Below are 25742 nucleotides of genomic sequence, written 5' to 3'. Positions count from 1 at the left end.
CGCGCCGGGACGCCCTTACTTCAGGACGAGCGAGGACCACGAGCGGACCCACTGCTCACGGTTGCCGGCGATCGTCGCGGGATCGACCGTCGCGGGCTCGTCGACGACCGCGCCGTGCTTCGTGAACAGCTCGGGCAGCGACGCGCCCTCGACCACCGGGTTGACGAACATGTTCAGCGGCATGTCCTCCTGGAAGGCGTCACCGATCAGGAAGTCGAGCAGCGCCTTGCCGCCCGCCTCGTTCTTCGCGCCCTGGAGCAGTCCGGCGAACTCGATCTGGCGGAAGCAGGTGCCGGTCGCGACGCCGGTGGGCGCCTCGGCGGGCTGCGGCTCGGCGTAGAGGATCTCGACGGGCGGGCTGGAGGCGTAGGAGACGACGAGCGGACGGTCCGCGCCCGCCTTCTTTCCGCCCGCCGAACCGGAGAACTCCTCGTTGTACGCCTGCTCCCAGCCGTCGACGACCTTGACGCCGTTGGCGTCGAGCTTCTTCCAGTAGTCCTGCCAGCCGGACTCGCCGAACTCGCCGACGGTGCCGAGCAGGAAGCCCAGACCGGGCGAGGAGGTGGCGGCGTTCTCCACGACGAGGAGGTTCTTGTACTCGGGCTTGGCGAGGTCGGCGAAGGTCTTCGGCGGGGCGAGCTTCTTGTCCGCGAAGTACTTCTTGTCGTAGTTCACGCAGATGTCGCCGGTGTCGACGGGCGTGACGCGGTGCTTCCCGGCGTCCAGCTGCACGGCGTCGGCGACCCGGTCGAGGCCCTTGGCCTCGTACGGCGTGAAGAGGTCGTTGTCCAGGGCGCGGGAGAGCAGGGTGTTGTCGACGCCGAAGAAGACGTCGCCCTGCGGGGACCCCTTGGTCAGGATCTCCTTGTTGAGCGCCGTGCCGGCGTCCCCGCTCTTGAGCACCTTGACCGTGTACCCGGTCTGCTCGGTGAACGCCTTGAGCACGGTGTCGGACACCGCGAACGAATCGTGGCTGACGAGGGTGACCGTCTTGGAGGCCGTACCGCCGCCCTCCTGGCCGTCGGATCCGCCGCCGCACGCGGCGAGAGCGGTGACGCCGAGGGCGGAGGCGGCGGCCGCGGCGACGGCACGGCGAAGCTGGCTGTTCATGTGGTGCTGACTCCCTACGCCGGTATGACCCGGATCAGGTCCGAGGGTCTGCGGCCGTGCCGCACTCTCAGCGCTGTGGTGCGCTCCCCTGTCGGAATGTTTCGTTGTTCTTCCTGCGCACGGTCATCTGTGCGAATGCACGGGCACAGTACCAGCCGGGCCCGGCGGCCTTCCGGTCACCGTTCCTGCGCGGCCAGCTGCCCGCAGGCCCCGTCGATCTCCTGGCCGCGGGTGTCGCGGACGGTGACCGGCACGCCATGGGCGGCGATGGCCTCGACGAACGCCTTCTCGTCCTCGGGCCGCGACGCCGTCCACTTGGAGCCGGGGGTCGGGTTGAGAGGGATCAGATTCACGTGGACGCGCTTGCCCTTGAGCAGCCGTCCGAGCAGGTCGCCGCGCCACGCCTGGTCGTTGATGTCACGGATCAGGGCGTACTCGATGGAGATCCGGCGGCCGGACTTCTCCGCGTACTCCCAGGCCGCGTCGAGGACCTCGCGCACCTTCCAGCGGGTGTTGACCGGCACCAGGGTGTCGCGCAGCTCGTCGTCCGGCGCGTGCAGCGAGACGGCGAGGCGGCACTTGAAGCCCTCGTCGGCGAAGCGGAGCATCGCGGGCACCAGGCCGACCGTGGAGACGGTGATGCCGCGCTGGGACAGGCCCAGCCCGTCGGGCTCCGGGTCGGTGAGCCGGCGGATCGCGCCGACGACCCGCTTGTAGTTGGCCAGCGGCTCGCCCATGCCCATGAAGACGATGTTCGACAGGCGGGCGGGACCGCCGGGGACCTCGCCGTCGCGCAGGGCGCGCATGCCGTCGACGATCTGGTGCACGATCTCCGCGGTCGAGAGATTCCGGTCGAGCCCGGCCTGTCCGGTCGCGCAGAACGGGCAGTTCATCCCGCAGCCCGCCTGGGAGGAGATGCACATGGTGACCCGGTCCGGGTAGCGCATCAGCACGGACTCGACGAGCGTGCCGTCGTGCAGCCGCCACAGTGTCTTGCGGGTGGTGTCGTCGTCGCACGAGATGTGCCGCACGACCGACATCAGGTCGGGCAGCAGCTCCCCGGCGAGCTTCTCGCGCGCGGCGGCGGGGATGTCCGTCCACTGCGCGGGGTCGTGCGCGTAGCGCGCGAAGTAGTGCTGGGACAGCTGCTTGGCGCGGAACGGCTTCTCGCCGATGGCGGCGACGGCCTCCTTGCGCTCGGCGGGCGTGAGGTCGGCGAGGTGCCGCGGGGGCTTCTTGGCTCCGCGGGGCGCGACGAAAGTGAGTTCTCCGGGCTTGGGCATGGTGCTACCAGTGTCGCAGAGATACGAGTGAGGGCCCGCCGCCCTGTGGACGACGAGCCCTCACCGGAAGAACCGCAGGTCAGCCGGTGCCGACGAAGAGCACCAGCAGCAGCCACACCACCGGGGCGGTCGGCAGCAGAGAGTCCAGGCGGTCCATGATGCCGCCGTGCCCGGGGAGCAGGGTGCCCATGTCCTTGATCCCCAGGTCCCGCTTGATCATCGACTCGCCGAGGTCGCCGAGCGTGGCGCTGGCCGCGACCGCCAGGCCCAGCAGCAGCCCCTGCCACCAGGTGCCGCCGTCGACCAGGAACTCCATGCACAGCGCGCCCGCCGCCATGGCGAACCCGACCGCGCCGAGCAGCCCCTCACGGGTCTTGCCGGGGCTGATGCGCGGCGCCAGCTTGTGCTTGCCGAAGCGCCACCCCACGGCGTACGCGCCCGTGTCGCTGACGACCGTGAGCACCAGGAAGGTGAGCACGCGCTCCGGACCGTCGTCCGCGCTGAGCATCATCGACACGAAGGTCGCGAGGAACGGCACGTAGAAGGCGGCGAAGACGCCGGCCGTGACGTCCTTCAGATAGCCCTCGGGCGGCTCGGTCATCCGCCACACCAGCACGGCCAGTGCGGTCAGCGCCATCGCCACCCAGGCGCCCTCGGCGCCGCGCAGGTAGCCGGCGACGACCATGGCCGCACCGCCGACGGCGAGCGGCACCAGGGGCGCCTTGATCTGCTTGCGCTCCTGGAGCCGGGAGGTCAGTTCCCACAGACCGACGACGACGGCGACCGCTATGACGCCGACGAACACGGCCTTCACGAAGAACAGCGACACGACGATCACCGCCCCGAGACCGACACCGACCCCTATGGCCGCCCGGAGATCGCGGCCGGCGCGCTTCTTCTGGGGCGGCTGCGAGGAGGGCGTCGGCTGCGGCGCGGCATGCGTCGGCTGCGGCGCGGGGGCAGACGGCGGGGTGGGCATGGGCTCCTGCGGATTCTCGTCGCGGAACAGGGGGCCGCCGAGCCGTGCGGCACCCCCCTCGGGGACCTCGCGGCCGGCGGGGCCTTTTGCGGACTGGGCGTCTCTACCTGCGTCGGGAAAGTCCGGCACGATGGGCATGGGCCGAGTCTGCTGTGCCCCGTGCCCATCGTGGGCAGGACCCGCCGGGAGGGGCCCCTGGTCGGGCGGTGGCCATGCACCGGCGTATCCCGCGCCGGGCGAGGCCCCCCAGGAAGAGTCGTTCATCAGACCTCGAGCAGCTCGGCTTCCTTGTGCTTGAGCAGCTCGTCCACCTGCGCGACGTACTTCGCGGTGGTGTCGTCGAGCTCCTTCTCCGCGCGGCGGCCCTCGTCCTCGCCGACCTCGCCGTCCTTGATCAGCTTGTCGATGGTCTCCTTGGCCTTGCGGCGAACGGCGCGGATGGAGATCTTGGCGTCCTCGCCCTTGGTCTTGGCGACCTTGATGAACTCCTTGCGGCGGTCCTGCGTGAGCTCGGGGAAGACCACGCGGATGATGTTGCCGTCGTTGCTCGGGTTGACACCGAGGTCGGAGTCGCGGATCGCCTGCTCGATGTTGCGCAGAGCGGTCTTGTCGAACGGCGTGACGACGGCCATCCGGGGCTCCGGCACCGAGAACGAGGCCAGCTGGTTGATCGGGGTCAGGGCACCGTAGTAGTCCGCCACGATCTTGTTGAACATCGCCGGGTGCGCACGTCCGGTGCGGATCGCGGCGAAGTCATCCTTGGCGACCAGGACGGCCTTCTCCATCTTCTCCTCGGCCTCGAGGAGGGTCTCTTCGATCACCACTTGCTCCTGCGTGTCTTGAGTTGGGCCCGGCATCGGACTGGGCCGGCGGAACCTGCGTCGCGTGTTCCCTGCACGGTGTCCGACCGGCAGGACTTTGTCCATCCCCCGGGGTGCGGCCCCGGGGGCGCCCCGGTCAGGCCCGGGTGCCCCGGGCGCTCACGAGGGTGCCGATCTTCTCACCGTTGACGGCCCGGGCGATGTTGCCCTCGGCGAGAAGCTCGAAGACGAGGATCGGCAGGGCGTTGTCGCGGCAGAGCGTGATCGCGGTGGCGTCCGCCACCTTGAGGTTCCGGGCGATCACCTCGCCGTACTCGAGCGCGTCGTACTTCACCGCGTCGGGGTTGGCCTTGGGGTCGGAGTCGTAGACCCCGTCGACGCCGTTCTTGCCCATGAGCAGGGCCTCGGCATCGATCTCCAGCGCACGCTGCGCGGCGGTGGTGTCGGTGGAGAAGTAGGGCATGCCCATGCCCGCGCCGAAGATGACGACGCGGCCCTTCTCCAGGTGGCGCACGGCGCGCAGCGGGATGTACGGCTCGGCGACCTGTCCCATGGTGATGGCGGTCTGGACGCGGGAGTCGATGCCCTCCTTCTCCAGGAAGTCCTGGAGGGCGAGGCAGTTCATGACGGTGCCGAGCATGCCCATGTAGTCGGAGCGCGCCCGGTCCATGCCCCGCTGCTGGAGCTCGGCGCCGCGGAAGAAGTTTCCGCCGCCGATCACGACCGCGATCTCTGCGCCGTCGCGTACGACCGCCGCGATCTCTCGGGCGATGGCGTGTACGACGTCGGGGTCCACCCCCAGGCCCCCGCCGCCGGCGAACGCCTCACCGGACAGCTTCAGCATGAAGCGGCCGGCTTTCTTGCCGTGGTTGTCGTCGCCCTTTGCGGCGTCCTGATTCATGGAGATCTCCTCGTGCACATACGAAGAAGGCCATTGCCCTGGGGTCCTTGCGGTTTCCCGTACGGCAATGGCCTCCTCGTCAGATCTGCGGTCGTCCGGCGCGGACGCGGACGACTGCTTCAGACCCTACCGGGGTCCGGTGTCCGTGGCGTACGGACTCAGATGCCGACCTTGATGCGGCTGAAGCGCTTGAGGGCGACTCCGGCCTCGTCCAGGATCTGCTGGACCGTCTTCTTGTTGTCCAGCGCGTACGGCTGGCCGAGAAGGGTGGCCTCCTTGAAGAAGCCGTTGACCCGACCCTCGACGATCTTGGGGAGGGCGGCCTCGGGCTTGCCCTCGGCGCGGGTGGTCTCCTCGGCGACACGGCGCTCGGTCTCGACGACCTCGGCCGGGACGTCCTCGCGGGAGAGGTACTTCGGCGCGAAGGCGGCGATGTGCTGCGCGACGCCCTTGGCGATCTCGGCGTTCTCCTTGTCGAGCTCGACGAGGACACCGATCTGCGGGGGCAGGTCGGGCATGGTGCGGTGCATGTACGCGGTGACGTAACCGTCGGCGAACTGCGCGAAGCGGTCCAGGACGATCTTCTCGCCGAGGTTGGCGTTGGCCTCGTCCACGTACGCCTGGACGGTCTTGCCGGCCTCGATCTCGGAGGCGAGCAGCGCCTCGATGTCGGCGGGGCCCGTCTTGGCGACGTGCTCGGCGAGCGCGTTGGCGACGGCCTGGAACTTGTCGCCCTTGGCGACGAAGTCCGTCTCGCACTTCAGCTCGAGGATGACACCGGAGGAGTTGTCGCCGGCGATGAGGGAGACGACGGCGCCGTTCTCGGCGGAGCGGCCCTCGCGCTTGGCGACGCCCTTCTGCCCCTTGATGCGCAGGGCCTCGACGGCCTTGTCGACGTTGCCGTCGGCCTCGTCCAGCGCCTTCTTGCAGTCCATCATGCCGGCGCCGGTGAGCTCGCGGAGCTTCTTGACGTCAGCGGCGGTGTAGTTCGCCATGAGTCTGGGTTCTCTCTCGAAGTCTGAAAGATCTACGAAGATCGGGAAGATCTACGGGTGGACGGCGGGGGCCACCGGGCCCCCGCCGTCGTCAACCGAACCTGTGCAGGTCAGGCCGTGGCTCAGGCCTGCTCGGCCTCGGCAGCCGGGGCCTCGTCGGCGACCGGCGCCTCGGCGGCGGGGGCCTCGTCGGCAGCCGGCGCCTCGGCGGCCGGGGCGTCGGCCGGCTTCTCCGCGGCGTCGTCGGCCTTCTTCTCACCCTCGAGCAGGTCACGCTCCCACTCGGCCAGCGGCTCGCCCGCGGCCTTCTCGCCCGGCTTCGAGTCGCCGGTGGCCACGCCGGAGCGGGCGATGAGGCCCTCGGCGACGGCGTCGGCGATCACGCGGGTGAGCAGGGTGACGGAGCGGATCGCGTCGTCGTTGCCCGGGATCTTGTAGTCGACCTCGTCGGGGTCGCAGTTGGTGTCGAGGATCGCGACGACCGGGATGTGGAGCTTGCGCGCCTCACCGACGGCGATGTGCTCCTTCTTGGTGTCGACGATCCAGACGGCGCTCGGCACCTTCTGCATCTCGCGGATGCCGCCGAGGGTCTTCTCGAGCTTGGCCTTCTCGCGGGAGAGGACCAGGAGCTCCTTCTTGGTGAGGCCGGAGGCGGCCACGTCCTCGAAGTCGATCTGCTCGAGCTCCTTGAGGCGCTGCAGACGCTTGTAGACGGTCGAGAAGTTGGTGAGCATGCCGCCCAGCCAGCGCTGGTTGACGTAGGGCATGCCGACGCGCGTCGCCTGCTCGGCGATGGCCTCCTGGGCCTGCTTCTTCGTACCGACGAACATGATGGAGCCGCCGTGCGCGACGGTCTCCTTGACGAACTCGTAGGCGCGGTCGATGTACGACAGCGACTGGAGCAGGTCGATGATGTAGATGCCGTTGCGCTCGGTGAAGATGAAGCGCTTCATCTTCGGGTTCCAGCGACGGGTCTGGTGACCGAAGTGGACGCCGCTCTCCAGCAGCTCCCGCATCGTGACGACGGCCATGGCCGTATCTCCTTGGGTTCTCGGTTGTGTCCTGACGCCCCGACGCGCCGTGCCACAGAAGGACCGAGGAGCGCGGCCACCGACCGCAGAAGGTCCGGTGGCGGGGCGTGCGAAGTCGACCCGGTGACCCGGATCGCCAGATGAAGTGTACGGGACCCCGGGAGCCCCGGGTGACGCCGCTGTCCACAACGGGCCGGTTGTCCACAGATCCGGACCATGATCCACTCGCGGCGGACCGGCCGGGGGACGGTTGGGCCATGAACCGCGCACCCTCCGTGCGGCGTGGCCGCACGCCCGCCGCCCCGCGCCCCGCGTCCGCCGGCGCCTGCACCCGGGCCGTCCGGTGGTCGGCGACGGCCGCCCTGCTGCTGGTCGCCCTGTGCGTCACCCCGGCCCGGGCCGACGGGCCGGCCGGGGGGTACGGCTGGCCCCTCGGCGCGCCGCGGCCCGTGGTCGTCAGGGGCTGGGATCCGCCGGCGTCGCCGTACGGGGCGGGCCACCGGGGCGTCGATCTCGCCGGTGCGGCCGGCGCCCCGGTGCGCGCCGCGGCAGCGGGGCGGGTGTCGTTCGCGGGCACGGTGGCGGGGCGCGGTGTCGTCGGCATCGTCCTCGCCGGCACGGGCGACCCGCCGCTGCGCACCACGTACGAGCCGGTGACGGCCCTGGTCGCGGAGGGGGACGAGGTCAGGGCGGGGCAGATCGTCGGCACGCTGGGCGGCGGGAGCGGGCACTGCCCCGGGGCGTGCCTGCACTGGGGTCTGCTGCGCGGGAGCGACTACCTCGATCCGCTGTCGCCGCTGCCTCCGGAGCTCCTGCGCGGTGGGCCCTCGCGGCTGCTTCCGGTGTTCTCCGTGCCGCTCCCGGGCACGGAGACCGCCGGAGCACCGGCCGGGCCCGCGGAGGCGGTGCACGCCGGCCTTCTGCTGCTCACCGCGGGGGCGGCGCACCGCACGCTCCGCGCGGTCAGCCCCGCACGCCGCGCAGCGCCATCGCGACGGTGGCGTCGGCGATGGCGGAGGGGTCCTCGGCCGCGCCCAGTTCGATGCGGCGGACCGCGGCGTCGACCATGCCCTGGAGCAGCATGGCGGACAGGCGCGGCTCCCTCTGGCCCAGTTCGGCCAGGGCCTCGACGATCATCGCGATCAGGGCTCCGTGCGCGGCGCGGATCTTCTCGCGCGCACCGGAGTCCAGTTCGCTCGCGGAGATCGCGACGACGGCCCGGTGCCGCCGGTCGCCGACGAGCTCCAGTTGGCGGCGCACGTACGCCTCGACCTTCTCCTGCGGGGTGGCGGCGAGGTCCATGGCGCTCTCGATCTCGGCCGCCCACACGGGGAAGTCGACCGCGCACAGTTCCTCGACGACGGCCGCTCGGGAGCGGAAGTACTCGTAGACGGACGACCGGGCCAGACCCGTGCGCTCGGCGAGCGCGGGGAAGGTCAGCGCCTCGGTGCCGCCTTCGGACAGGAGTGAACGCGCGGCGTCCAGCAGGGCGCCTCGCTGCATCGTCCGGTGCTCGGCCACGGAGGCCGCTCGAATCCTGGGCACACCCCCACTCTACGAGTGCGGCCGTCGTGCGGGGGCGTCAGCGTCCGACGTCGGCCAGCTTGGCGCGGAGCTGGAGGACGGACTTGGTGTGGATCTGGCTCACCCTGCTCTCGGTGACGCCCAGGACGTGCCCGATCTCCGCGAGGGTGAGGCCCTCGTAGTAGTAGAGGGTCACCACGGTCTTCTCCCGGTCGGGCAGGGTGTTGATGGCCCGGGCGAGGAGCCTGCGCAGTTCCCGGTCCTCGGCGACCTCGACGGGATTGTCGGCGGCCGTGTCCTCCAGGGTGTCCATCAGGCTGAGCCGGTCGCCCCCTTCGCCGCCGACATGGAGCAGCTCCTCCAGCGCGACGACGTTCGCGAGCGACAACTGGCTGAAAACCGAGTGGAGTTCCTCCACGGTGACGTCCATCTCGGCGGCGACCTCCGCCTCCGACGGCGTGCGGCGCAGTTGCGCCTCCAGGGTGGCGTACGCCCGCTCGACCGCCCGGGCCTTCTGCCGCACGGAGCGCGGGATCCAGTCGAGGGCGCGCAGTTCGTCGATCATGGCACCGCGGATACGGGTGATCGCGTACGTCTCGAACTTGATCGACCGCTCGACGTCGAACTTCTCGATCGCGTCGATGAGGCCGAAGACCCCGGAGGAGACGAAGTCCGCCTGCTCGACGTTGGACGGCAGGCCCACGCTGACCCGGCCCGCCACGTACTTGACGCCGTCGCGGTGGGCGAGGCCGGGGGAACGGTCGGCGGCGGATATACGCCCTCGTCCACACCTTCGAATCGGGGCCGACACACGGTGCACCGGGCCCTCAGGCGTCACAGACGGGGCGGAGAAGGTCATCGCTTCACCCTTTCACCCGAATGCTTCAGGTCAAGCATCGCCTCGCCGCGCGTTCGAACCGCGAATCGGCCGGGGCGCCAACTTCCAGGCCGTCCCGTGCCGTTCCGCGAAGCCCAGTGCCTGCAGTTCGTACAGCCTGCCGAGCGCCTCGTCCTCCGGGACGCCCGCGGCGCGCGCCACGTCCCGCGCGGTCGCCGTGCCCCGGCCCGGCAGCGCTTCGAGCACCTGTCTGGCGGCGGGCTCCAGAACGTCCCTCGGCAGGACCCGTCCCAGCCGCTCGGGCGCGAGCGCACCCATGTCCCCCACAAGCTCGACGACTTCCGCCGCGTCGGTGACGAGCACACCTTCGCCGCGCAGCAGTTCGTGCACGCCCGCGGACAGCCCGCTGGTCGCCGGGCCGGGGACGCCCATGGTGAAGCGGCCGAGCCGCTGTGCGCTGCGGGCGGTGACCAGTGATCCGCTGCGGTACTCCGCCTCCACCACCACCGTGCCGCGGGTGAGGGCGGCGATCACCCGGTTGCGCAGGACGAAGCGTCTGGCGGTCGGATGCTCACCCGGCGGCAACTCGCTGACCAGCAGCCCCTGCCGCGCGATCCTGCCGAGCAGTTCGGTGTGGCCCCTGGGGTAGACGGTGTCGACCCCGCAGGCGAGGACGGCGACGGTGGCCCCGCCCGCCGCGAGCGCCCCGCGGTGCGCGGCCCCGTCGACGCCGAACGCGGCGCCCGACACCACCACCCAGCCCCGCTCCGCGAGACCGGCGGCCAGGGTGGTGGCCATGTGCGCCCCGTAGGGGGTGCAGGCGCGGGCGCCGACGAGGGCGACCGAGCGCAGCGCCCATCTCCGGAGGTCGAAGCCGCCCCGGAGCCACAGGCCGATCGGCCGGGCGTCGCCGAGGTCGTCGAGCTGGGTCGGCCACTCCGCGTCTCCCGGCACGATGAATCTGCCGCCCGCGCCATGGTCCGCGTCCGCATGCCGGCCGGGTACGACGCCTGCGGCCCGCGCCCGCAGACCGACGACACGGCGCTCGGTGGCCCCGGGCAGGGCGCGGGCCGGATCGCCGTCGGCCGTCAGCCGCGCCAGCAGCCCTTCCGCGCCGAACTCGCGCAGCCAGCGGCCGTTCCTCTCGTCACCGGGCTCCAGGATCCGGGTGAGCACGGAGCGTGCCGATCGTTCCCGCCCGTCGTCGGCCGGGCCGGCCTGCCACGGCGCCTCCTCCCCCGCGGCGGGCACTTCGCCGGCTGCCGTGGGCCCCGGCCCCGGCCTCACCGTGCCGCTCCCGTCAGGGTGGCGGCGCCCCGGGCGATCCCGGTCCGCAGCTCCAGCGCGAGCGCCATGTCCCGGGCCTCCGGCCGGTCGCGGCCGTGGAGGTCGGCGATCGTCCACGCGACGCGCAGCACCCGGTCGAGGCCGCGCGCGGTGAGCAGTCCCCGCTCGATGTCCCGCTCGGCGACCGCCAGTGCTCCGGGTGCCACCGTCCAGCGGGTACGCAGCTCATGGCCGGGCACCTCGCTGTTGACCGTCCAGCCGGTGCCCTGGAGCCGGGCCGCGGCCCGGGCTCTGGCCTCCAGCACCCGTGCGGCGACCTCGGCGGTGGACTCCCCGCGCCCGCCGCCCATCAGCTCGGAGCGGTGGACCGGCTCGACCTCGATGCGCAGGTCCACCCGGTCGAGCAGCGGCCCGGACATCCGCGCCTGGTAGCGGCGGACGACGGACGGAGGGCATTCGCAGCCGGCGCCGTGCAGGGTGTGCCGCCCGCAGGGGCACGGGTTCGCCGCGAGGACCATGAGGAAGCGGGCGGGCAGCCGGACGACACCCCCGCTCCTGGCGACCACGACGTGTCCCGACTCCAGGGGCTGGCGCAGTGCGTCGAGGGCCTTGCCGGTGAACTCGGGCGCCTCGTCCAGGAAGAGCACGCCCCGGTGCGCGAGGGAGACCGCGCCGGGCCTCGGCAGTCCGTGCCCGCCGCCGACGAGGGACTGCATCGTCGCCGAGTGGTGCGGCGCGCAGTACGGGGCGGTGCGGACCAGGGGTTCGCCCGGCGGCAGGATGCCCGCCACCGAGTGGACCGCCGTGACCTCCAGCGACTCCCGCCGGGTCAGCGGCGGGAGCACGGCAGGCAGCCGCTCGGCCAGCATGGTCTTGCCCGCGCCCGGTGGCCCCGTGAGCAGCAGGTGGTGTCCGCCGGCCGCGGCGACCTCCAGCCCGGTACGGGCGGTCCGCTGCCCCGCGACGTCCGCCAGGTCGGGCCCGCCGCCGGTCTCCGGGGCGGCGCTCAGCCCGGTGCCCACGCCGGCGCCCGGCACGAGCAGCCCGGCGAGCGCCGGGTCGGGGCGCCCGGCGGCGACCGGCTCCTCGTCGGGCACCGGTTCGTCGGCCAGCACCGCGATCAGCTGCCGCAGGGTGCGGACGCCGAGGACGGACACACCGGGCACCAGGGACGCCTCGCCGGCGGTCTGCTCCGGGACGACGACCTGGTCGTAGCCCGCTTCCGCCGCCGCGAGGACGGCGGGGAGCACCCCGCGCACCGGCCGCACCCGTCCGTCGAGCCCGAGCTCGCCGATGAGCACCAGATCGGCGATCTGCCGCGGGTCGATGCGCTCGGCCGCGGCCAGCACCGCGACGGCGACGGCCAGGTCGAAACCGCTGCCGCCCTTGGGGACGGACGCCGGGCTGAGCCCCACGGTGAGCTTCTTCTGCGGCCATTCGGCTCCCGAGTTGACGACCGCGGCCCGGACCCGGTCGCGGCTCTCGACCAGGCTCTTGTCCGGCAGGCCCACCAGGGTGAAGGCGGCCACCCCGGGCTCCAGGTCGGCCTGGACCTCGACCACCACGCCCTCGACACCGACGAGGGCCACGGAACACGCGCGGGCGAACCCCATCACGCCACCCCCTTGGCGTGCTCGACCACGGCGGCGCCCCTGCGGGGGAGCACCACGCCCACCAGGTCGACGCGGATCCCGCCCGGGGGCGCTCCCCCGTGACGGGCCGCCCAGCACTCCGCCAGGTGTCTGAGCCTCCTGGACTTGGCGGGAGTCACCGCCGCCATCGGCTGCCCGTGGGCACCGGCCCTGCGGGTCTTGACCTCGCAGACGACGAGGACGTCGCCCTCACGGGCCACGATGTCGATCTCTCCGGCCCGCCCGCAGCGCCAGTTCCTCGCCAGCAGGCTCATGCCCGAACCGGCCAGCCGCCGGGCTGCCAGGTCCTCGCCGTACCGTCCCATCGCACGCGTCGCGTTCATGTCGGCCCCACCTCCGGCACCGACTCTGGGGCCTGCGCCCCGACGGTGTGGATCTTGGTGGAAACCCGTGGACAAGCAGCTCGCTGTGGACAACTCCGTCACCCGGGAGAGGGAGCCGCCGACCGGGACGGACACCCGACCGCAGGCGGGGACCTCCCCGGACAGAACATCCGGCGCCCCGGGCGGCGCCGGCCGTGGGCCACCGCCCGGCCGTCAGCTGCTGGGAAGCTCCAGGTCGCTCTTGTTGAGCTCCTCGATGTTCACGTCCTTGAATGTCAGCACGCGGACCTGCTTGACGAACCTGGCCGGCCGGTACATGTCCCAGACCCAGGCGTCCGCCATCGAGACCTCGAAGAACACCTCACCCTGCACCGAGTGCACCTGCATCTCGTAGTCGTTGGTGAGGTAGAAGCGGCGCTCCGTCTCGATCACGTATTTGAACAGCCCGACGACATCTCGGTACTCCCGGTAGAGCTTCAGCTCCATCTCGGTCTCGTACTTCTCGAGGTCCTCGGCGCTCATGGCATGTTCCCCTTCAGCCTTGCGTCCCCCCATTGTGCGCCAGTGCCCCGCGCCCCTATGCGATTTCCGGGGCGAGGACCACGGGCGTACTCGGAGGTCCCTCGTCGAGCAGCGTGCGCAGCAGCTCGGCGAGCCTGGTCGGGTACACCGTCTCACGCGCCGCCGACAGTTCGGCGGAGGTCCACCACCTGAGGCCGGCGACACTGCGCCGCTCCAGTTCGGTCAGCCCGGCCGGGGCGGTCTCGGTGGTCGTGGTACGGGCCAGGAAGTACCACTCGTCCTGCTCCCAGCGGCGGCCGTCGAACGGGAACGAGCACTGACGCCGCCAGAGCACCGGCCCGAGTTCCACCCCGGTGATCCCGGTCTCCTCGGTCAGCTCGCGCAGCGCGGCCTCCTCGTGCGTCTCGTCGCCCTCGAGTCCGCCGCCCGGGGTGAACCACCAGTCGTCGGCAGGGTCGCCCGGCTCGAAGCCGTGGAGGAGCAGGATGCGGTCCTCGGGGTCGAGCAGCACGACCCTGGCGACCCTGCGCCGCGCTCCGGCGGCCGACGGCTCAGACGACACCCGCGGCCTCCGGCTTCGGCCGCCGCGCCCGTCCGATCCAGGCCGCCACCGGCCCGTACACGGCACCGCCCAGGATGAGCCCGGCGCCGCCCGCCACCGTGGCAACCATCAGCTTCACGGGGCCGGGCCGCGAGACCCCGCCCGGCAGCTCCGCGAACGCGTCGGGACGCCCCACCATGCCGCCGTCCAGCGGCCAGGCGATCGCGTCGACGCGCGCCTCGACGGCGGACCGGGGGACGGCGCCGTTGTCCGTCTCCTCGAGGTGGGAGCGCGAGTCCAGCGAGGTCCTGCGGTCGTCGCCCATCAGGAAGAGGTGACCCTCGGGCACCTTCGCGGTGAAGTCCTCCGCGGCCCGGCCCTCGGCGCGCAGATACGGTTCGTCGAGTGCCCGGCCGTTGACCGTCAGCCGTCCGCCGTCCCCGCAGCAGGCGACCTCGTCGCCGCCGACGCCGACGACCCGCTTGATCATGGGGAGGTTGCCCCAGTCCTTGTCGCGGAAGATCACCACGTCGCCGCGGCGGACGTCCTCGCCGCCCATCCGCTCGGCGAGCACCCGGTCACCGACGTCGACCGTCGGGACCATGGAGTCGGTCGGGACCGTGTACGGCTGGTAGACGAGGGCGCCCCAGACGAAACCGCCGAGGAAGAGCACACAGCCGACGGCCACGGCTATGCCGGACAGCGCGCTGCCCAGCCGGCCGCCGCCGGCCCCGTCACGTCCTGTACCGCCCATCCAGCGCTCCTCGGAGAGATCGGTCCCCGGCTGCGCCCCGGGGATCTGCGGTCCGCGAGGCACCCTACCCGGCGGTACGGCTCCGGGTCAGCACCCGGAATCGGCCCCGGCGGGAGCCGTGCTCCCGGGCAGCGCCGCAGGGCCCGGCGCCGCCACGAGCCGCTCAGCCGCGCGCGGCGAGGGCCTGGGCGGACAGCCGGCGGCGGCGCCACAGCACGAGCGGCACCGCGCCCGCGAGGCCCAGGGCCGACGGGGCGACGGCGGCCGCGGCGTCGAGCCCCGGCTGGTCGTAGGTGGCGGGCACCGGCAGCGTGGACCAGCGGTTCAGAGGCCAGGCGACGACGACGGCACGGCCGACGACCTTGTCCACCGGGACGAAGCCGCGGTTCACGTCCTCCATGTGGTAGCGGGAGTCCTGGGAGTTCTGGCGGTTGTCGCCCATCACCCAGATCCGGTCCTCGGGCACCTTGAACGGGCCGAAGGGCTGGTCGTCACAGGCCGAGCTGCCGGGGTAGAGGTAGTCCTCCCGGAGGGCCTTCCCGTTCACCATGACGGGGCCGCCCTTCTTGCACTCGACCGTGTCGCCGGCGACCGCGATGGTCCGCTTGATCAGGTCCTTCTCCTCGGCGGAGGGCATCAGGCCGATGAAGCTGAGGAACTCCTGGAAGACGTTGGGCTCGGGCGTGGGCTCGCCCTCCAGCCAGCCGCCCGGGTCGTGGAAGACGACGACCTCGCCGCGCTCGGGCTCCGAGCCGAACCAGGGCGTGAGCTTGTCCACCAGCACGCGGTCACCGCGCTGCAGGGTGTTCATCATGGAATCCGACGGAATGGAGAACGCCTGCACCAGGAAGGTCTTGATCAGAAGCGCGAGGAGCAGCGCGATACCGATCAGGAGCGGCAGTTCCTTCCAGAAGGATCGCTGCTTCTTCTGTCCCGTACCGCTGCCCTCCGGCGCATCGTCGTCGTCACCGCCGCCCGCCGGAGCCGCTCCGCTCGCGTCCGAGGGCTGCTCGGGGAGCCGCCCCGGCCTCTCCTCGGGATCGTCGTGCCCGGACCGTGCGCCGACCGCCACGTCCCCCACATCCACTCCTCACTCCGTACGAACCGCCTGCCCCGTACAAGGAACAGGCCCACCACTCCCATAACGAGCGGGAGTTCCGCAGGGGTCGGGAGCAGGACCATTCCGTTCAGATCCTGGGAGGACACACTATGCGACGGCGCCGCCGCCGCCGGCGTCCCAACGCGCGCGCCCGGAACGGACGCGAAGGTCCCCGGTTCCTCCAGGCGGCTCCAGTGGTCCAGCGGCCAGGCGATCACGACTGCCTGCCCGACGACCTGGTCCTCCGACACGGTCCCCTGCCCTTCCTCCCTGAGATGGAAACGGGAGTCGGCGGAGTCGGAGCGATGGTCTCCCATCACGAACAGCCGCCCCTCGGGCACCCTGACCTCGAAGGAGATCGTCGACGGCGCGTTGCCGGGGTGCAGATACGGCTCGTTCAGGGCGACGCCGTTGACGGTGACCCGGCCGTCGGCGCCGCAGCACTTCACGGTGTCGCCGCCCACCGCGATCACTCGCTTGATCAGGTCGCGCTCGTCGGCCGAGGGCAGCAGGCCGATGAAGGTCAGGAACTGCTTGACCTGCTTGACGACGACGGGGTCGTCGCCGGTCGGCTTCTCCTCGCGCGGCAGCCAGCCGCCGGGGTCCTTGAAGACGACGACGTCACCGCGCTGGGGCCTGGAGCCGAACCACGGCGTGAGCTTGTCCACCAGCACCCGGTCCTGGATGCGGATCGTCTGCTCCATCGAGCCGGAGGGGATGACGAACGCCTGGACCAGGAACGTCTTGAGCACCAGGGCGATGAGCAGGGCGACGGTGATGAGGAGGGGGACCTCCTTGACCGCGGAGCGGCGGCGCCTGCGCCGGACCTTCTGGGCGAGTCGGCGCCGCTCGGCACGGCCCGGCAGCGGGCGGCCGCCGTCGGTGGGGCGGGTCCCCGTGGGCAGCCGGGTGTCGGCGCGATGGCTCGCCGCACGGCCGCGGTTACCCATGCCCGCCGCCCACGACACTGCTGGGCGGGGGCACGTGCCGGAAGGCGCCGGTGGGTTCGATGGAGGTCCAGCGCCCGGCCGGCCAGCCGATCCAGTCGGCGCGGCCGATCACCTTGTCGACGGGGACCATGCCGCCGCCCGGGTCGCCGAGGTGGTCCCGGGAGTCGCTGGAGTTCCCGCGGTGGTCGCCCATGACCCAGAGCCGTTCCGCGGGGACGACGATGTCGAAGGCCACCTCGGACGGGACGTCGCCGGGATGCAGATACCCCTCGTCGACCGGTACACCGTTCACCTCGATCCTGCCCTCGTCGTCACAGCAGACCACCCGGTCGCCACCGGTGCCGACCACGCGTTTGACGAAGTCGGTGTCGGCCGGTTCGGCGAGACCGAGAGCGGCGAGCCCCTCTCGTACTACGGAACTGACGGGGTTTTCCGTCAGTTCCGCCCGGACGAAGGAACCTCTGCCGTCGAAGACCACGATGTCGCCGCGGGCGGGCCGGGAGTCCGGTCCGTAGGCGAGTTTGTTCACCAGGATCCGGTCGCCGGCCCGGAGCGTGGGCTCCATGGAGCTGCTCGGGATCTGGAAGGGCTGGACCACGAAATGGCTGAACAGCAGCACGAGGACGGTGCAGGTCACGCCGATCAGTCCGGCGGTGCGCAGGGAGATGCGCCCCCGGGCGCCGCTGCGGCGGGAGCGACGGGGGGAACGCGCGGAGCGCGACCCCTCCTCCGCGGTCCCCTCTGCGGGGCCGGAGGAGCGGTCGCGCTCCGTGTGCTGTGCTTCGGTGTCCATCGGGGGCGAAGCCTATCCGGCCGCCCTGTGAACACCGGACGCGCGTGCGAGCTCCGGGTCCGTCCGGCCGTCGGGGGCCGGGCGGGCGACGGCTCAGTTGTCGCGCTTCTCCTTGATCTTGGCGGCCTTGCCGCGCAGCTCGCGGAGGTAGTAGAGCTTGGCGCGACGGACGTCACCGCGGGTGACGAGCTCGATCTTCTCGAAGATCGGGCTGTGCACCGGGAAGGTGCGCTCGACGCCGACGGAGAAGGAGACCTTGCGGACCGTGAAGGTCTCGCTCACGCCCGCGCCCTGGCGGCGGATGACGACGCCCTTGAACTGCTGGATACGGGAGCGGTTGCCCTCGATGACGCGGACGTGGACGTTCACGGTGTCGCCGGGGCGGAAGGCGGGGACGTCGGAGCGGAGCGAAGCCGCGTTGACGTTGTCGAGCAGGTGGGCCATGGTGTTCTGCTTCCTCGTCGATGCCACAGGTCATCGACGGAATGTCGTGATGAGATCGGGGTGCTCACGTCGGGCGGGCGTCGTTCCCCCTGTGGCAGGGGCGCCGGCCGGACGCACAGCAGCGGCTCATTCTTCCACGAGCTGCGGCCTGCGCCAAAATCGTCCGCCGGGCTCGGGGGCCCAGCCGAGCATGGAGAGGATCTCCCGGTCCTTCTTGTCGAAGGCGGCCGGGTCGCAACGCTCGATCAGGTCGGGCCTGTTGGCGGCGGTGCGGCGGAACGCCTCGTCCCTGCGCCAGCGCGCGATCCTGCCGTGGTGGCCGCTGACCAGCACGTCCGGGATCTCCCGTCCGCGCCAGACGGGGGGCTTGGTGTAGACCGGCCCCTCCAGCAGGTCGGCCATGGCGCCCGGGGCGAACGAGTCGTCGCGGTGCGACTCCGCGTTGCCGAGCACGCCGGGCAGCAGCCGGGCGACGGCCTCGGTGATCACCAGCACGGCGGCCTCCCCGCCGGCCAGCACGTAGTCGCCGATGGACACCTCGTACACCGGCATGCGGGTCGCGTACTCGTCCACGACACGGCGGTCGATGCCCTCGTAGCGGGCGGGGGCGAAGACGAGCCAGGGGCGCTCGCTGAGCTCGACGGCCAGCTCCTGGGTGAAGGGGCGGCCGCTGGGGGTGGGCACGACCAGGGTGGGGCCGTGGGCTCCGGCCTCGTACCCGCCGGCCAGCACGTCGTCGAGTGCCTCGCCCCAGGGCCCGGTCTTCATGACCATGCCGGGACCGCCGCCGTAAGGGGTGTCGTCGACCGTGTTGTGGCGGTCGTACGTCCAGTCGCGCAGGTCGTGCACCTGGACGCCGAGCCGGCCCCGGGCGCGCGCCTTGCCGACCAGCGAGACGTCCAGGGGGTCGAGGTACTCGGGGAAGATCGTGACGACGTCGATCCGCATCAGGACTCCTCCTGTGCCCCGTCGCGGGCGGAGGCGATCTCGGCCTGGCTGTCGTCGATCAGACCGGGCGGGGGGGTGATGACGGCCCGCTGCTCCTCCAGGTCGATCTCGGAGACGATCTCCTCGACGAAGGGGATCATGACCTCGCTGCCGTCGGGCCGTTCGACGATGAACAGGTCCTGCGACGGGAGGTGGCTGATCTCGGTGATCCGCCCGATCTCCGTGCCGTCGGCGAGGACGACGTCGAGGTCCATCAGCTGGTGGTCGTAGTACTCCTCGGGGTCCTCGGGAAGCTCCTCCGGGTCCACCGCGGCGATGAGCAGCGTGTTGCGCAGCGCCTCGGCGGCGTTGCGGTCCGAGACGCCCTCGAAGCGCAGCAGCAGTCTGCCGCTGTGCACACGGCCCGCCGCGATCGTCAGCGGGCCCGCGCCGGCCGGGTCGGTGGCCAGCACGGCGCCGGGGCCGAGCCGCAGCTCCGGCTCGTCCGTGCGCACCTCGACGGTGACCTCGCCCCTGATGCCATGGGCGCGTCCGATCCGCGCCACCACCAGCTGCACGCTTGCTACTCCTTCGGTTGACCCGGACGGCCGGCCCCGGCCCGTGCGACGCAGGGAGACCCCGTGCGACGCAGGGAGACGGAGGGCACGGCACCGGTACGGCGTGTACGACGACGGGCCGGGGCGGGCCCTGGAGCCCTCCCCGGCCCGAGCCGGTGCTGCGACCGGCCCCGGGGCGGACCCCCGGGCCGGTGTTCCACTTCAGTTCAGCTGACCTGGTCCACGTCGACGAGGTCGACGCGGATGCCACGGCCGCCGATGGCGCCCACGACGGTGCGCAGGGCACGCGCGGTGCGGCCGTTGCGGCCGATCACCTTGCCGAGATCGTCGGGGTGCACCCGGACCTCCAGCACACGGCCGCGGCGCAGATTGCGCGAGGCGACCTGTACCTCGTCCGGATTGTCGACGATGCCCTTCACGAGGTGCTCGAGAGCCTCCTCGAGCATGCTCAGGCCTCGGTCGACTCGGCGGGAGCGGCCTCGGCCTCGTCCGCCTTCTTGTCGGCCTTCTTGGCCTTCGGCGTGATGGCCTCGCCCTTGGCGTCGTCACCCTCGATGGCCTTGGCGAAGGCATCGAAGCTGGCGCGCTTGTCTTCCTTGGTGGCCGGGGCCAGCAGCGGCTTCTCCGGGGCGGGCAGGCCCTTGGCCTTCTGCCAGTCGCCGGTGAGCTTCAGGATGGCGAGGACCGGCTCGGTCGGCTGGGCGCCGACGGACAGCCAGTACTGCGCACGCTCCGAGTCGACCTCGATGCGCGAGGGGTTGTACGTCGGGTGGTACAGCCCGATCTCCTCGATGGCCCGGCCGTCACGGCGGGTACGGGAGTCGGCGACGACGATGCGGTAGTGGGGCTGGCGAATCTTGCCGAGACGCTTCAGCTTGATCTTGACTGCCACGGGAGTGGTGTCTCCTGGTCTTGACGTGGTTGGGCACAACGAGATGCCACGTGGGGTTGCGGTACTCGGGTGCCCGATGGACGCGTCAGCCGGAGGCGAGAGGGTTCCTGTGCGGCTGTCGAGTACAGCTAGCCATTGTGCCACACGCGCGCAGGGGCTCTTCACCCGCCCGGCACGGCCGTCCGCCCCCGTCGGCGGCCGGCGCGGCCCGGCGGGTGGAGCGCTCGCCCGCACCCCTCCCGCTCAGCTCGCCGCGCCGACGACTTCCGGGATGCGGAACGGTTTGCCGCAGCCGCCGCAGACGATGGGCGCCTGGGCGAGGACGGACGGGACGACTCTGACGTTGCGGCCGCAGTCGCAGACGGCCTTGACCCGCACACCGCCGCCGGACGAACCGTGCCGTGCGGCCGGCCCCCGGAAAGAGCGCTTGGTGTCGGACGCCGTCGCCGCGGTGTGCGCCTTGAGGGCGCGCTGCAGCCGCTCGATGGTGGGGCGGTACCGCCGCTTGGCCTCGGGGTTGAGCGTGACCAGGGAGAAACCGCTGCTCGGGTGCGGCTCCTCGGGGTGGTCGAGGCCCATCTCCTCGGCGATCGCGAGGAAGCGGCGGTTGTGGTAGCGGCCGGCGCGCGAGGTGTCGCGGACTCCTCGCGCGGCGGCGATGCCGTGGACTGCCTCGTGGAGCAGTCGCTCGAAGGAGAGCTCGGCGCCACAGGCGGACGAGGACTCTCCGATCAGGGACTCTGGCGCGGCCAGATCCGGCAGTTCGGGGTGGTGCCGCTGAATGTCGGCCCACGCCTGTGCCAGCTCTGCGGCGAGAACAGGTGGTGTCGTGCTCACGTCGTGACAACGAGCCGGAAGCCCCCCGGGTTCCATTCCGGGGCATCGCAAATATTTTGCACGTACCCGTCAGTTCGCGGCCGATGCCGCCGAGGGGGTCGGGTGGGCGGATCCCCGGAGAAGGCGCACAGCTCACCGTAAGGTGGTGCGTAACCACGCGGCTGCGCGCCCTGCGCACGCCAGGGAGCGTACAGCTCGCCTCGCGCGCCCCGCGGCCCCCGCTCACGCCCACGGAGTGCGCGCGTACGGGCCCGGGCGCTCCGGCGGGCGCGCCGGCCGCGGCGCGCCCGCCGGAGCGGGACGGCTCAGTAGGCGCGCGCCACGAGGGCGACGGTACCGGGGGCGTCGTCGGCCTCCGGCACCGACCCGTCCTCGGCGACCAGGCAGCGCACGGACACCGCCTGCTCGGCGAGCTTCGCCTCGCCCTCCTCGCCCAGCACCGCCCAGGGGATCCGCGCCCAGCCGCCCGCGGCGGCCGCCGCGGCGGCCTCCTCGACCGTCGAGACGTCGGTCGTGCGGGACTCGCGGCGACGACGGGACTGCTCCAGCAGCAGGGCCTGGTCGTCCTCCAGGACCTTGGGCAGCAGGGCGGTCAGCGCGTCGGCGGGGACCGCCTCCTTCCCGCCCGGGATGCGGCGGACCAGCATCGCGGTGCCCGCCTCCAGGTCGCGCGGCCCGATCTCGATCCGCACCGGCACACCCTTGAGCTCCCAGTCCACCGCCCGGCGCCCGAAGGGGGTGTCCACCCGGTCGTCGACATGGACGCGCAGCCCGGCCGCCCGGAGCGTGCCGCCCAGCTCCCGGACCCGGGCGACCGACTCCTCGCCCTTGATCGCCATGACCACGACCTGGACCGCCGCGAGCCGCGGCGGCACGCGCAGCCCGTTGTCGTCGCCGTGCGACATGATCAGACCGCCGACCATCCGGGTCGAGGTGCCCCACGAGGTCTGCCACACCAGCTCCTGGCGGCCGTCGGCCGTCAGGTAGCGGGTCTGGAACGCCTTGGCGAAGTTGGTGCCGAGCTCGTGGCTGGTGCCCATCTGGAGCGCCTTGCCGTCGCCCATCATCCCTTCGAGGGTGAGGGTGTTGATCGCCCCTGCGAAGCGCTCCCTGGGCGTCTTGCGGCCGAGCACGACGTCGATGCCGAGCACGTTGACCATGAAGTCCGCGTACACCTCCCGGTGGATGTACGCGGCGTAGTCGCGGGCGTCCTCGTAGGTGGCGTGGGCGGTGTGGCCCTCCTGCCAGAGGAACTCGGTCGTGCGCAGGAAGACGCGGGGCCGCATCTCCCAGCGGACCACGTTGGCCCACTGATTGATCAGCAGGGGCAGGTCGCGGTAGCTCTGCACCCATTTGGAGAAGTAGTCGTTGATGATCGTCTCGGAGGTCGGCCGCACCACGACCGGCTCCTCGAGCTCCTTGCCGCCGCCGTGGGTGACCACCGCGAGTTCGGGCGCGAAGCCCTCGACGTGCTCAGCCTCGCGAGTCAGGTAAGACTGGGGGATGAAGAGCGGGAAGTAGGCGTTCTGAGCGCCCGCGTTCTTGATGCGGGCGTCCATCTCGTGCTGCATCCGCTCCCACAGGCCGTAGCCGTACGGTCGGATGACCATGGTGCCGCGCACCGGGCCGTTGTCCGCCAGTTCGGCTTTGTTGATCAGGTCCTGGTACCAGCGCGGGAAGTCCTCCGCCTGGGGTGTCAGCACAGGTGTCTTGGCCATGGCGCGCATGGTACGGCGACATGGGACCGGGACGGGAATCGGCCATGTGCCCCGGGGCGCACGCACCGGGCGCGCAAGCAATGCCGCACAACCCCTGGACGCGGGGCCGCCCGCGCAGTTCCCTGGCATACGGAAGGCGCGGTACGAACGCACCAGGGGCCTGCCCTTCGGGGCACAACCGACTCTCACGGCGGAATGGGGCGTATTGATGGCATCCACGCTCGTCCGGAACCGGCACCGCACGGCGTCGGCGTCCTCTCCTCGGACTGCACAGACGGATCAGGCCGCTTCGGCCGGGCACGACGCCCCGGACGTCCTCGCGGAGGCACGGGCCCGGGACTGGGCCGAGATCCAGGAGCGCATGCTGGTACCGCTGTACGAGGCGGTGTACGCACGGCTGGAGGTCGGCGCCGGATCCCGGCTGCTCGGTCTCGGCTGCGGCTCGGGCCTCGCCCTGCTGATCGCCGCCGCGCGCGGCGCATCGGTGACGGGCGCCGACGACGACCCCGGCAGGCTGGCACTGGCCAGGGAGCGGCTGACCGCCTCGGGCACGGCGCCCGTGGACGCGCGGCTGGTGTCGGGGACCGAAGGGCTCCACGACGCCCGTCGCCCCGCCTGGAACCTGGTCACCGCCTTCCAGCCGATCGGCGGCGGCGCGGGGGACGCCCGGTGGCTGGAGCCGGCCCTGCGGGCGGCCGTCGCCGGCGCGGAGCGCGGCGCCGCGGTGGTGCTCACCGGATGGGGGCCGCCGGAGCGGTGCGCCACGTCCGGTGTGCTGCGGGTGGCGCACAAGGGCCGGTCGGGCAGGCGGAGCGTGCCCGAGTCCCCGCGGGACGGTCTGGAGGACGTGGCGGCCCGTGCGGGCCTGCGCCCGGACGGCTCGGGCCGGGTCGCCTGCCCCTTCGGGTACGCGGACGCGGACAGCGCGGTGCGCGGGCTGATGTCGACCGGCCTGTACGACGCCGCGGTGCGCGACAGCGACACCGGCCAGGTCGCCAAGGAGATCACCGAGGCGCTGCACCCGTACCGCAGGCCCGACGGGACGGTCTGGATGCCGAACGTCTTCCGTTATCTGATCGCCCGCACCCCCTGAGAGCGCGGAGGGCCGGACGGGAGAGCGCGGAAGGGGCCCGCAACCGGTGACGGTCGCGGGCCCCTTGCGCGGGCCGGTGCGCAGTGGCACGGCCCGTGAACCGCTGGAACCCGGGGGGCCCGGCCCGATGAGACCCGGGCCCGCCGCGGCGGGCCCGGACCGACGAACCGCCGGCCGTCGCGGTCGCCCGGCCGGATGAACCCGGGGCCGTCGCGAGGGCTCAGCCCATGAACTTCTTGAACTCCTCGGGCAGTTCGAAGTCCTTGCCGGGCTCCCCCGCCGGAAGCCCGAACGCGCCGCCCTGCTGGGCCTGCTCGCGTCGTGCCGCGGCCTCGGCCTCCTCGGCCTTGCGCTTCATCGGGTTGCCGCTCTTGCGCTTGCCCTTGGCCTGCTTCTGCTGCTTCTTCTGCCGGCCGGGGCCACCGCCCATGCCCGGGATGCCGGGCATCCCCGGCATGCCGCCGCCCTGGGCCATCCGCGACATCATCTTGCGCGCCTCGAAGAAGCGCTCGACGAGGTTCTTCACGGCGCTGACGTCGACGCCGGAACCGCGCGCGATACGGGCGCGGCGGGAGCCGTTGATGATCGTCGGGTCCGTGCGCTCGCCCGGGGTCATCGACTTGATGATCGCGGCCGTGCGGTCCACGTCGCGCTCGTCGATGTTGTTGATCTGGTCCTTCATCTGGGCCATGCCCGGCAGCATGCCGAGCAGCTTGCTGATGGAGCCCATCTTGCGGACCTGCTCCATCTGGGCGAGGAAGTCGTCGAGCGTGAACTCCTTGCCCTTGCTGCTCGCCAGCTTGGAGGCCATCTTGGCGGCCTCTTCCTGGCTGAAGGTCTGCTCGGCCTTCTCGATCAGCGAGAGCATGTCGCCCATGCCGAGGATGCGGGACGCCATGCGGTCCGGGTGGAACGCGTCGAACTCGTCCAGCTTCTCGCCGTTGGAGGCGAACATGATCTGCTTGCCGGTGACGTGCGCGATGGAGAGCGCGGCACCGCCACGGGCGTCGCCGTCGAGCTTGGACAGGACGACGCCGTCGAAGCCCACGCCGTCGCGGAACGCCTCGGCGGTGTTGACCGCGTCCTGACCGATCATGGCGTCGACGACGAAGAGGACCTCGTCGGGCTGGACGGCGTCGCGGATGTCCGCGGCCTGCTCCATCAGCTCCTGGTCGATGCCGAGGCGGCCGGCGGTGTCGACGATCACGATGTCGTACTGCTTGGTGCGCGCGTACTCGACGGAGTCCTTGGCGACCTGGACCGGGTCGCCGACGCCGTTGCCCGGCTGCGGGCCGTAGAAGCCCACGCCCGCGCGCTCGGCGACGACCGAGAGCTGGGTGACGGCGTTGGGGCGCTGGAGGTCGCAGGCGACGAGCAGCGGCGAGTGGCCCTGGCCCTTCAGCCACAGGCCGAGCTTTCCGGCCAGGGTGGTCTTGCCCGCGCCCTGGAGGCCGGCGAGCATGATCACCGTCGGTGCGGTCTTGGCGAACCGCAGGCGCCGGGTCTCCCCGCCGAGGATCCCCACCAGCTCTTCGTTGACGATCTTGATGACCTGCTGGCTCGGGTTGAGCGCCTTGGAGACCTCGGCGCCCAGCGAGCGGGTCTTGACCTGCTTGATGAACTCCCGGACGACGGGCAGGGCGACGTCGGCCTCGAGCAGGGCGATGCGGATTTCCCGGGCCGCGCCGTCGATGTCGGCCTCGGACAGGCGCCCCTTGCCACGCAGGTTCTTGAAGGTCGCTGAGAGGCGATCGGAGAGAGTGTCGAACACGGCGGCGTCGGTCCTCAGGAGTCGGGGGCGTTGGATCGCCCTCCAGGGTATCCGGCCGCGCGGCGCAATCGTCCTCGCC

The 25742-nt window shown here is 71.9% G+C and carries 26 protein-coding genes, 2 pseudogenes and 1 riboswitch; of the genes and pseudogenes, 2 read left to right on the top strand and 26 right to left on the bottom strand.

Annotated features, from left to right (window positions below; genetic code table 11):
* Nucleotides 1-15: 15 nt before the first annotated feature.
* The 7 genes from EAO77_RS14300 to rpsB form a co-directional block, all read right to left on the bottom strand.
* Nucleotides 16-1110, bottom strand: a complete 1095-nt coding sequence (locus EAO77_RS14300) for a thiamine ABC transporter substrate binding subunit (protein WP_147988358.1) — start codon at nt 1108-1110, stop codon at nt 16-18.
* Nucleotides 1105-1210: riboswitch (TPP riboswitch) on the bottom strand. (Overlaps the previous gene by 6 nt.)
* A gap of 76 nt (nt 1211-1286) precedes the next feature.
* A complete protein-coding gene (gene rlmN / locus EAO77_RS14295; RefSeq protein ID WP_147988357.1) occupies nt 1287-2393 on the bottom strand; it encodes a 23S rRNA (adenine(2503)-C(2))-methyltransferase RlmN in 1107 nt (368 codons plus the stop codon).
* A gap of 79 nt (nt 2394-2472) precedes the next feature.
* Nucleotides 2473-3636 carry a phosphatidate cytidylyltransferase gene (locus tag EAO77_RS14290; protein WP_147988356.1) on the bottom strand — a complete coding sequence of 388 codons (1164 nt, stop codon included), beginning with the start codon at nt 3634-3636 and terminating at the stop codon, nt 2473-2475.
* A complete protein-coding gene (gene frr / locus EAO77_RS14285) occupies nt 3636-4193 on the bottom strand; it encodes a ribosome recycling factor (RefSeq protein WP_147988355.1) in 558 nt (185 codons plus the stop codon). The genes EAO77_RS14290 and frr overlap by 1 nt, the downstream gene beginning before the upstream one ends.
* A gap of 136 nt (nt 4194-4329) precedes the next feature.
* On the bottom strand, nt 4330-5094 hold the full coding sequence (gene pyrH / locus EAO77_RS14280) for a UMP kinase (RefSeq protein WP_147988354.1): 765 nt from the start codon (nt 5092-5094) through the stop codon (nt 4330-4332).
* Between the two features lie 158 nt (nt 5095-5252).
* Nucleotides 5253-6089 (bottom strand): translation elongation factor Ts, encoded by an 837-nt coding sequence (tsf, locus tag EAO77_RS14275; RefSeq protein ID WP_147988353.1) that lies wholly within the window; start codon nt 6087-6089, stop codon nt 5253-5255.
* A gap of 122 nt (nt 6090-6211) precedes the next feature.
* On the bottom strand, nt 6212-7120 hold the full coding sequence (rpsB, locus tag EAO77_RS14270; RefSeq protein ID WP_147988352.1) for a 30S ribosomal protein S2: 909 nt from the start codon (nt 7118-7120) through the stop codon (nt 6212-6214).
* A 140-nt stretch (nt 7121-7260) separates the two neighbouring features.
* Here rpsB and EAO77_RS41325 point away from each other — a divergent pair.
* Nucleotides 7261-7848, top strand: a pseudogene (locus EAO77_RS41325) (peptidoglycan DD-metalloendopeptidase family protein); the annotation flags it as partial.
* A 235-nt stretch (nt 7849-8083) separates the two neighbouring features.
* On the opposite strand, the gene EAO77_RS14260 reads toward EAO77_RS41325, so the two are convergent.
* From EAO77_RS14260 to proS, 18 genes and pseudogenes are all read right to left on the bottom strand, one after another.
* Entirely contained in the window at nt 8084-8641 is a 558-nt protein-coding gene (locus EAO77_RS14260) for a TetR/AcrR family transcriptional regulator (RefSeq protein ID WP_147989126.1), read from the bottom strand.
* Between the two features lie 61 nt (nt 8642-8702).
* Complete coding sequence (gene whiG, locus EAO77_RS14255; protein WP_261993896.1) at nt 8703-9503, bottom strand: RNA polymerase sigma factor WhiG; 801 nt, start codon at nt 9501-9503, stop codon at nt 8703-8705.
* A gap of 30 nt (nt 9504-9533) precedes the next feature.
* Entirely contained in the window at nt 9534-10733 is a 1200-nt protein-coding gene (dprA, locus tag EAO77_RS14250; protein WP_261993895.1) for a DNA-processing protein DprA, read from the bottom strand.
* Nucleotides 10734-10765: 32 nt separating this feature from the next.
* A complete protein-coding gene (locus EAO77_RS14245) occupies nt 10766-12382 on the bottom strand; it encodes a YifB family Mg chelatase-like AAA ATPase (RefSeq protein ID WP_147988350.1) in 1617 nt (538 codons plus the stop codon).
* Nucleotides 12382-12744, bottom strand: a complete 363-nt coding sequence (locus EAO77_RS14240) for a YraN family protein (protein WP_147988349.1) — start codon at nt 12742-12744, stop codon at nt 12382-12384. The genes EAO77_RS14245 and EAO77_RS14240 overlap by 1 nt, the downstream gene beginning before the upstream one ends.
* Before the next feature lie 213 nt (nt 12745-12957).
* Entirely contained in the window at nt 12958-13266 is a 309-nt protein-coding gene (locus tag EAO77_RS14235) for a DUF2469 domain-containing protein (RefSeq protein WP_055510545.1), read from the bottom strand.
* Nucleotides 13267-13321: 55 nt separating this feature from the next.
* Nucleotides 13322-13828, bottom strand: a complete 507-nt coding sequence (locus tag EAO77_RS14230) for an NUDIX hydrolase (RefSeq protein ID WP_147988348.1) — start codon at nt 13826-13828, stop codon at nt 13322-13324.
* The gene (lepB, locus tag EAO77_RS14225) at nt 13818-14561 is read right to left on the bottom strand and encodes a signal peptidase I (protein WP_147988347.1); all 744 of its coding nucleotides are present in this window, start codon (nt 14559-14561) and stop codon (nt 13818-13820) included. The genes EAO77_RS14230 and lepB (EAO77_RS14225) overlap by 11 nt, the downstream gene beginning before the upstream one ends.
* 163 nt (nt 14562-14724) lie before the next feature.
* Nucleotides 14725-15633, bottom strand: a complete 909-nt coding sequence (lepB, locus tag EAO77_RS14220) for a signal peptidase I (RefSeq protein WP_147988346.1) — start codon at nt 15631-15633, stop codon at nt 14725-14727.
* Nucleotides 15527-16610 (bottom strand): annotated as a pseudogene (gene lepB / locus EAO77_RS14215) (signal peptidase I). Before lepB (EAO77_RS14215) ends, lepB (EAO77_RS14220) begins: the two are co-directional and overlap by 107 nt.
* The gene (gene lepB, locus EAO77_RS14210; RefSeq protein ID WP_147988345.1) at nt 16603-17403 is read right to left on the bottom strand and encodes a signal peptidase I; all 801 of its coding nucleotides are present in this window, start codon (nt 17401-17403) and stop codon (nt 16603-16605) included. The pseudogene lepB (EAO77_RS14215) and the gene lepB (EAO77_RS14210) overlap by 8 nt, the downstream one beginning before the upstream one ends.
* Nucleotides 17404-17496: 93 nt before the next feature.
* Nucleotides 17497-17847, bottom strand: coding sequence for a 50S ribosomal protein L19 (gene rplS, locus EAO77_RS14205; protein WP_100109387.1), 351 nt, complete (start codon nt 17845-17847; stop codon nt 17497-17499).
* A 126-nt stretch (nt 17848-17973) separates the two neighbouring features.
* Complete coding sequence (gene trmD / locus EAO77_RS14200) at nt 17974-18795, bottom strand: tRNA (guanosine(37)-N1)-methyltransferase TrmD (protein WP_147988344.1); 822 nt, start codon at nt 18793-18795, stop codon at nt 17974-17976.
* The gene (gene rimM, locus EAO77_RS14195; protein WP_147988343.1) at nt 18795-19352 is read right to left on the bottom strand and encodes a ribosome maturation factor RimM; all 558 of its coding nucleotides are present in this window, start codon (nt 19350-19352) and stop codon (nt 18795-18797) included. The genes trmD and rimM overlap by 1 nt, the downstream gene beginning before the upstream one ends.
* Nucleotides 19353-19558: 206 nt before the next feature.
* Nucleotides 19559-19798, bottom strand: coding sequence for an RNA-binding protein (locus EAO77_RS14190; protein ID WP_045933091.1), 240 nt, complete (start codon nt 19796-19798; stop codon nt 19559-19561).
* A 2-nt stretch (nt 19799-19800) separates the two neighbouring features.
* Nucleotides 19801-20244 (bottom strand): 30S ribosomal protein S16, encoded by a 444-nt coding sequence (rpsP, locus tag EAO77_RS14185; protein ID WP_147988342.1) that lies wholly within the window; start codon nt 20242-20244, stop codon nt 19801-19803.
* Between the two features lie 243 nt (nt 20245-20487).
* Entirely contained in the window at nt 20488-21117 is a 630-nt protein-coding gene (locus tag EAO77_RS14180) for a hypothetical protein (RefSeq protein WP_147988341.1), read from the bottom strand.
* Between the two features lie 269 nt (nt 21118-21386).
* Entirely contained in the window at nt 21387-22799 is a 1413-nt protein-coding gene (gene proS / locus EAO77_RS14175) for a proline--tRNA ligase (RefSeq protein ID WP_147988340.1), read from the bottom strand.
* 208 nt (nt 22800-23007) lie between these two features.
* On the opposite strand from proS, the gene EAO77_RS14170 reads away from it, so the two are divergent.
* Nucleotides 23008-23892 (top strand): methyltransferase domain-containing protein, encoded by an 885-nt coding sequence (locus tag EAO77_RS14170; protein WP_147988339.1) that lies wholly within the window; start codon nt 23008-23010, stop codon nt 23890-23892.
* Between the two features lie 220 nt (nt 23893-24112).
* Here the strand turns inward: EAO77_RS14170 and ffh are convergent, their stop codons facing one another.
* Nucleotides 24113-25663 carry a signal recognition particle protein gene (ffh, locus tag EAO77_RS14165; protein WP_147988338.1) on the bottom strand — a complete coding sequence of 517 codons (1551 nt, stop codon included), beginning with the start codon at nt 25661-25663 and terminating at the stop codon, nt 24113-24115.
* Nucleotides 25664-25742 lie beyond the last annotated feature (79 nt).

This window comes from Streptomyces sp. T39 (assembly GCF_008042045.1).
Taxonomy (GTDB): domain Bacteria; phylum Actinomycetota; class Actinomycetes; order Streptomycetales; family Streptomycetaceae; genus Streptomyces.
Note: the sequence above shows the minus strand (reverse complement) of the source record. Positions and strands in the feature narration are given on the sequence as shown.

Excerpts from the sequence above, each read along its gene's own strand:
- tsf (WP_147988353.1), bottom strand. The coding sequence starts at position 6,089 with ATGGCGAACTACACCGCCGCTGACGTCAAGAAGCTCCGCGAGCTCACC.
- EAO77_RS14240 (WP_147988349.1), bottom strand. The coding sequence starts at position 12,744 with ATGAACGCGACGCGTGCGATGGGACGGTACGGCGAGGACCTGGCAGCC.
- pyrH (WP_147988354.1), bottom strand. The coding sequence starts at position 5,094 with ATGAATCAGGACGCCGCAAAGGGCGACGACAACCACGGCAAGAAAGCC.
- trmD (WP_147988344.1), bottom strand. The coding sequence starts at position 18,795 with ATGCGGATCGACGTCGTCACGATCTTCCCCGAGTACCTCGACCCCCTG.
- EAO77_RS14235 (WP_055510545.1), bottom strand. The coding sequence starts at position 13,266 with ATGAGCGCCGAGGACCTCGAGAAGTACGAGACCGAGATGGAGCTGAAG.
- EAO77_RS14170 (WP_147988339.1), top strand. The coding sequence starts at position 23,008 with ATGGCATCCACGCTCGTCCGGAACCGGCACCGCACGGCGTCGGCGTCC.
- whiG (WP_261993896.1), bottom strand. The coding sequence starts at position 9,503 with ATGACCTTCTCCGCCCCGTCTGTGACGCCTGAGGGCCCGGTGCACCGT.
- EAO77_RS14290 (WP_147988356.1), bottom strand. The coding sequence starts at position 3,636 with ATGAACGACTCTTCCTGGGGGGCCTCGCCCGGCGCGGGATACGCCGGT.
- EAO77_RS14180 (WP_147988341.1), bottom strand. The coding sequence starts at position 21,117 with ATGGAACCCGGGGGGCTTCCGGCTCGTTGTCACGACGTGAGCACGACA.
- EAO77_RS14190 (WP_045933091.1), bottom strand. The coding sequence starts at position 19,798 with ATGCTCGAGGAGGCTCTCGAGCACCTCGTGAAGGGCATCGTCGACAAT.
- rplS (WP_100109387.1), bottom strand. The coding sequence starts at position 17,847 with ATGGCCCACCTGCTCGACAACGTCAACGCGGCTTCGCTCCGCTCCGAC.
- lepB (WP_147988347.1), bottom strand. The coding sequence starts at position 14,561 with ATGGGCGGTACAGGACGTGACGGGGCCGGCGGCGGCCGGCTGGGCAGC.
- EAO77_RS14300 (WP_147988358.1), bottom strand. The coding sequence starts at position 1,110 with ATGAACAGCCAGCTTCGCCGTGCCGTCGCCGCGGCCGCCGCCTCCGCC.
- rlmN (WP_147988357.1), bottom strand. The coding sequence starts at position 2,393 with ATGCCCAAGCCCGGAGAACTCACTTTCGTCGCGCCCCGCGGAGCCAAG.
- lepB (WP_147988345.1), bottom strand. The coding sequence starts at position 17,403 with ATGGACACCGAAGCACAGCACACGGAGCGCGACCGCTCCTCCGGCCCC.
- rpsB (WP_147988352.1), bottom strand. The coding sequence starts at position 7,120 with ATGGCCGTCGTCACGATGCGGGAGCTGCTGGAGAGCGGCGTCCACTTC.
- EAO77_RS14245 (WP_147988350.1), bottom strand. The coding sequence starts at position 12,382 with ATGGGGTTCGCCCGCGCGTGTTCCGTGGCCCTCGTCGGTGTCGAGGGC.
- proS (WP_147988340.1), bottom strand. The coding sequence starts at position 22,799 with ATGGCCAAGACACCTGTGCTGACACCCCAGGCGGAGGACTTCCCGCGC.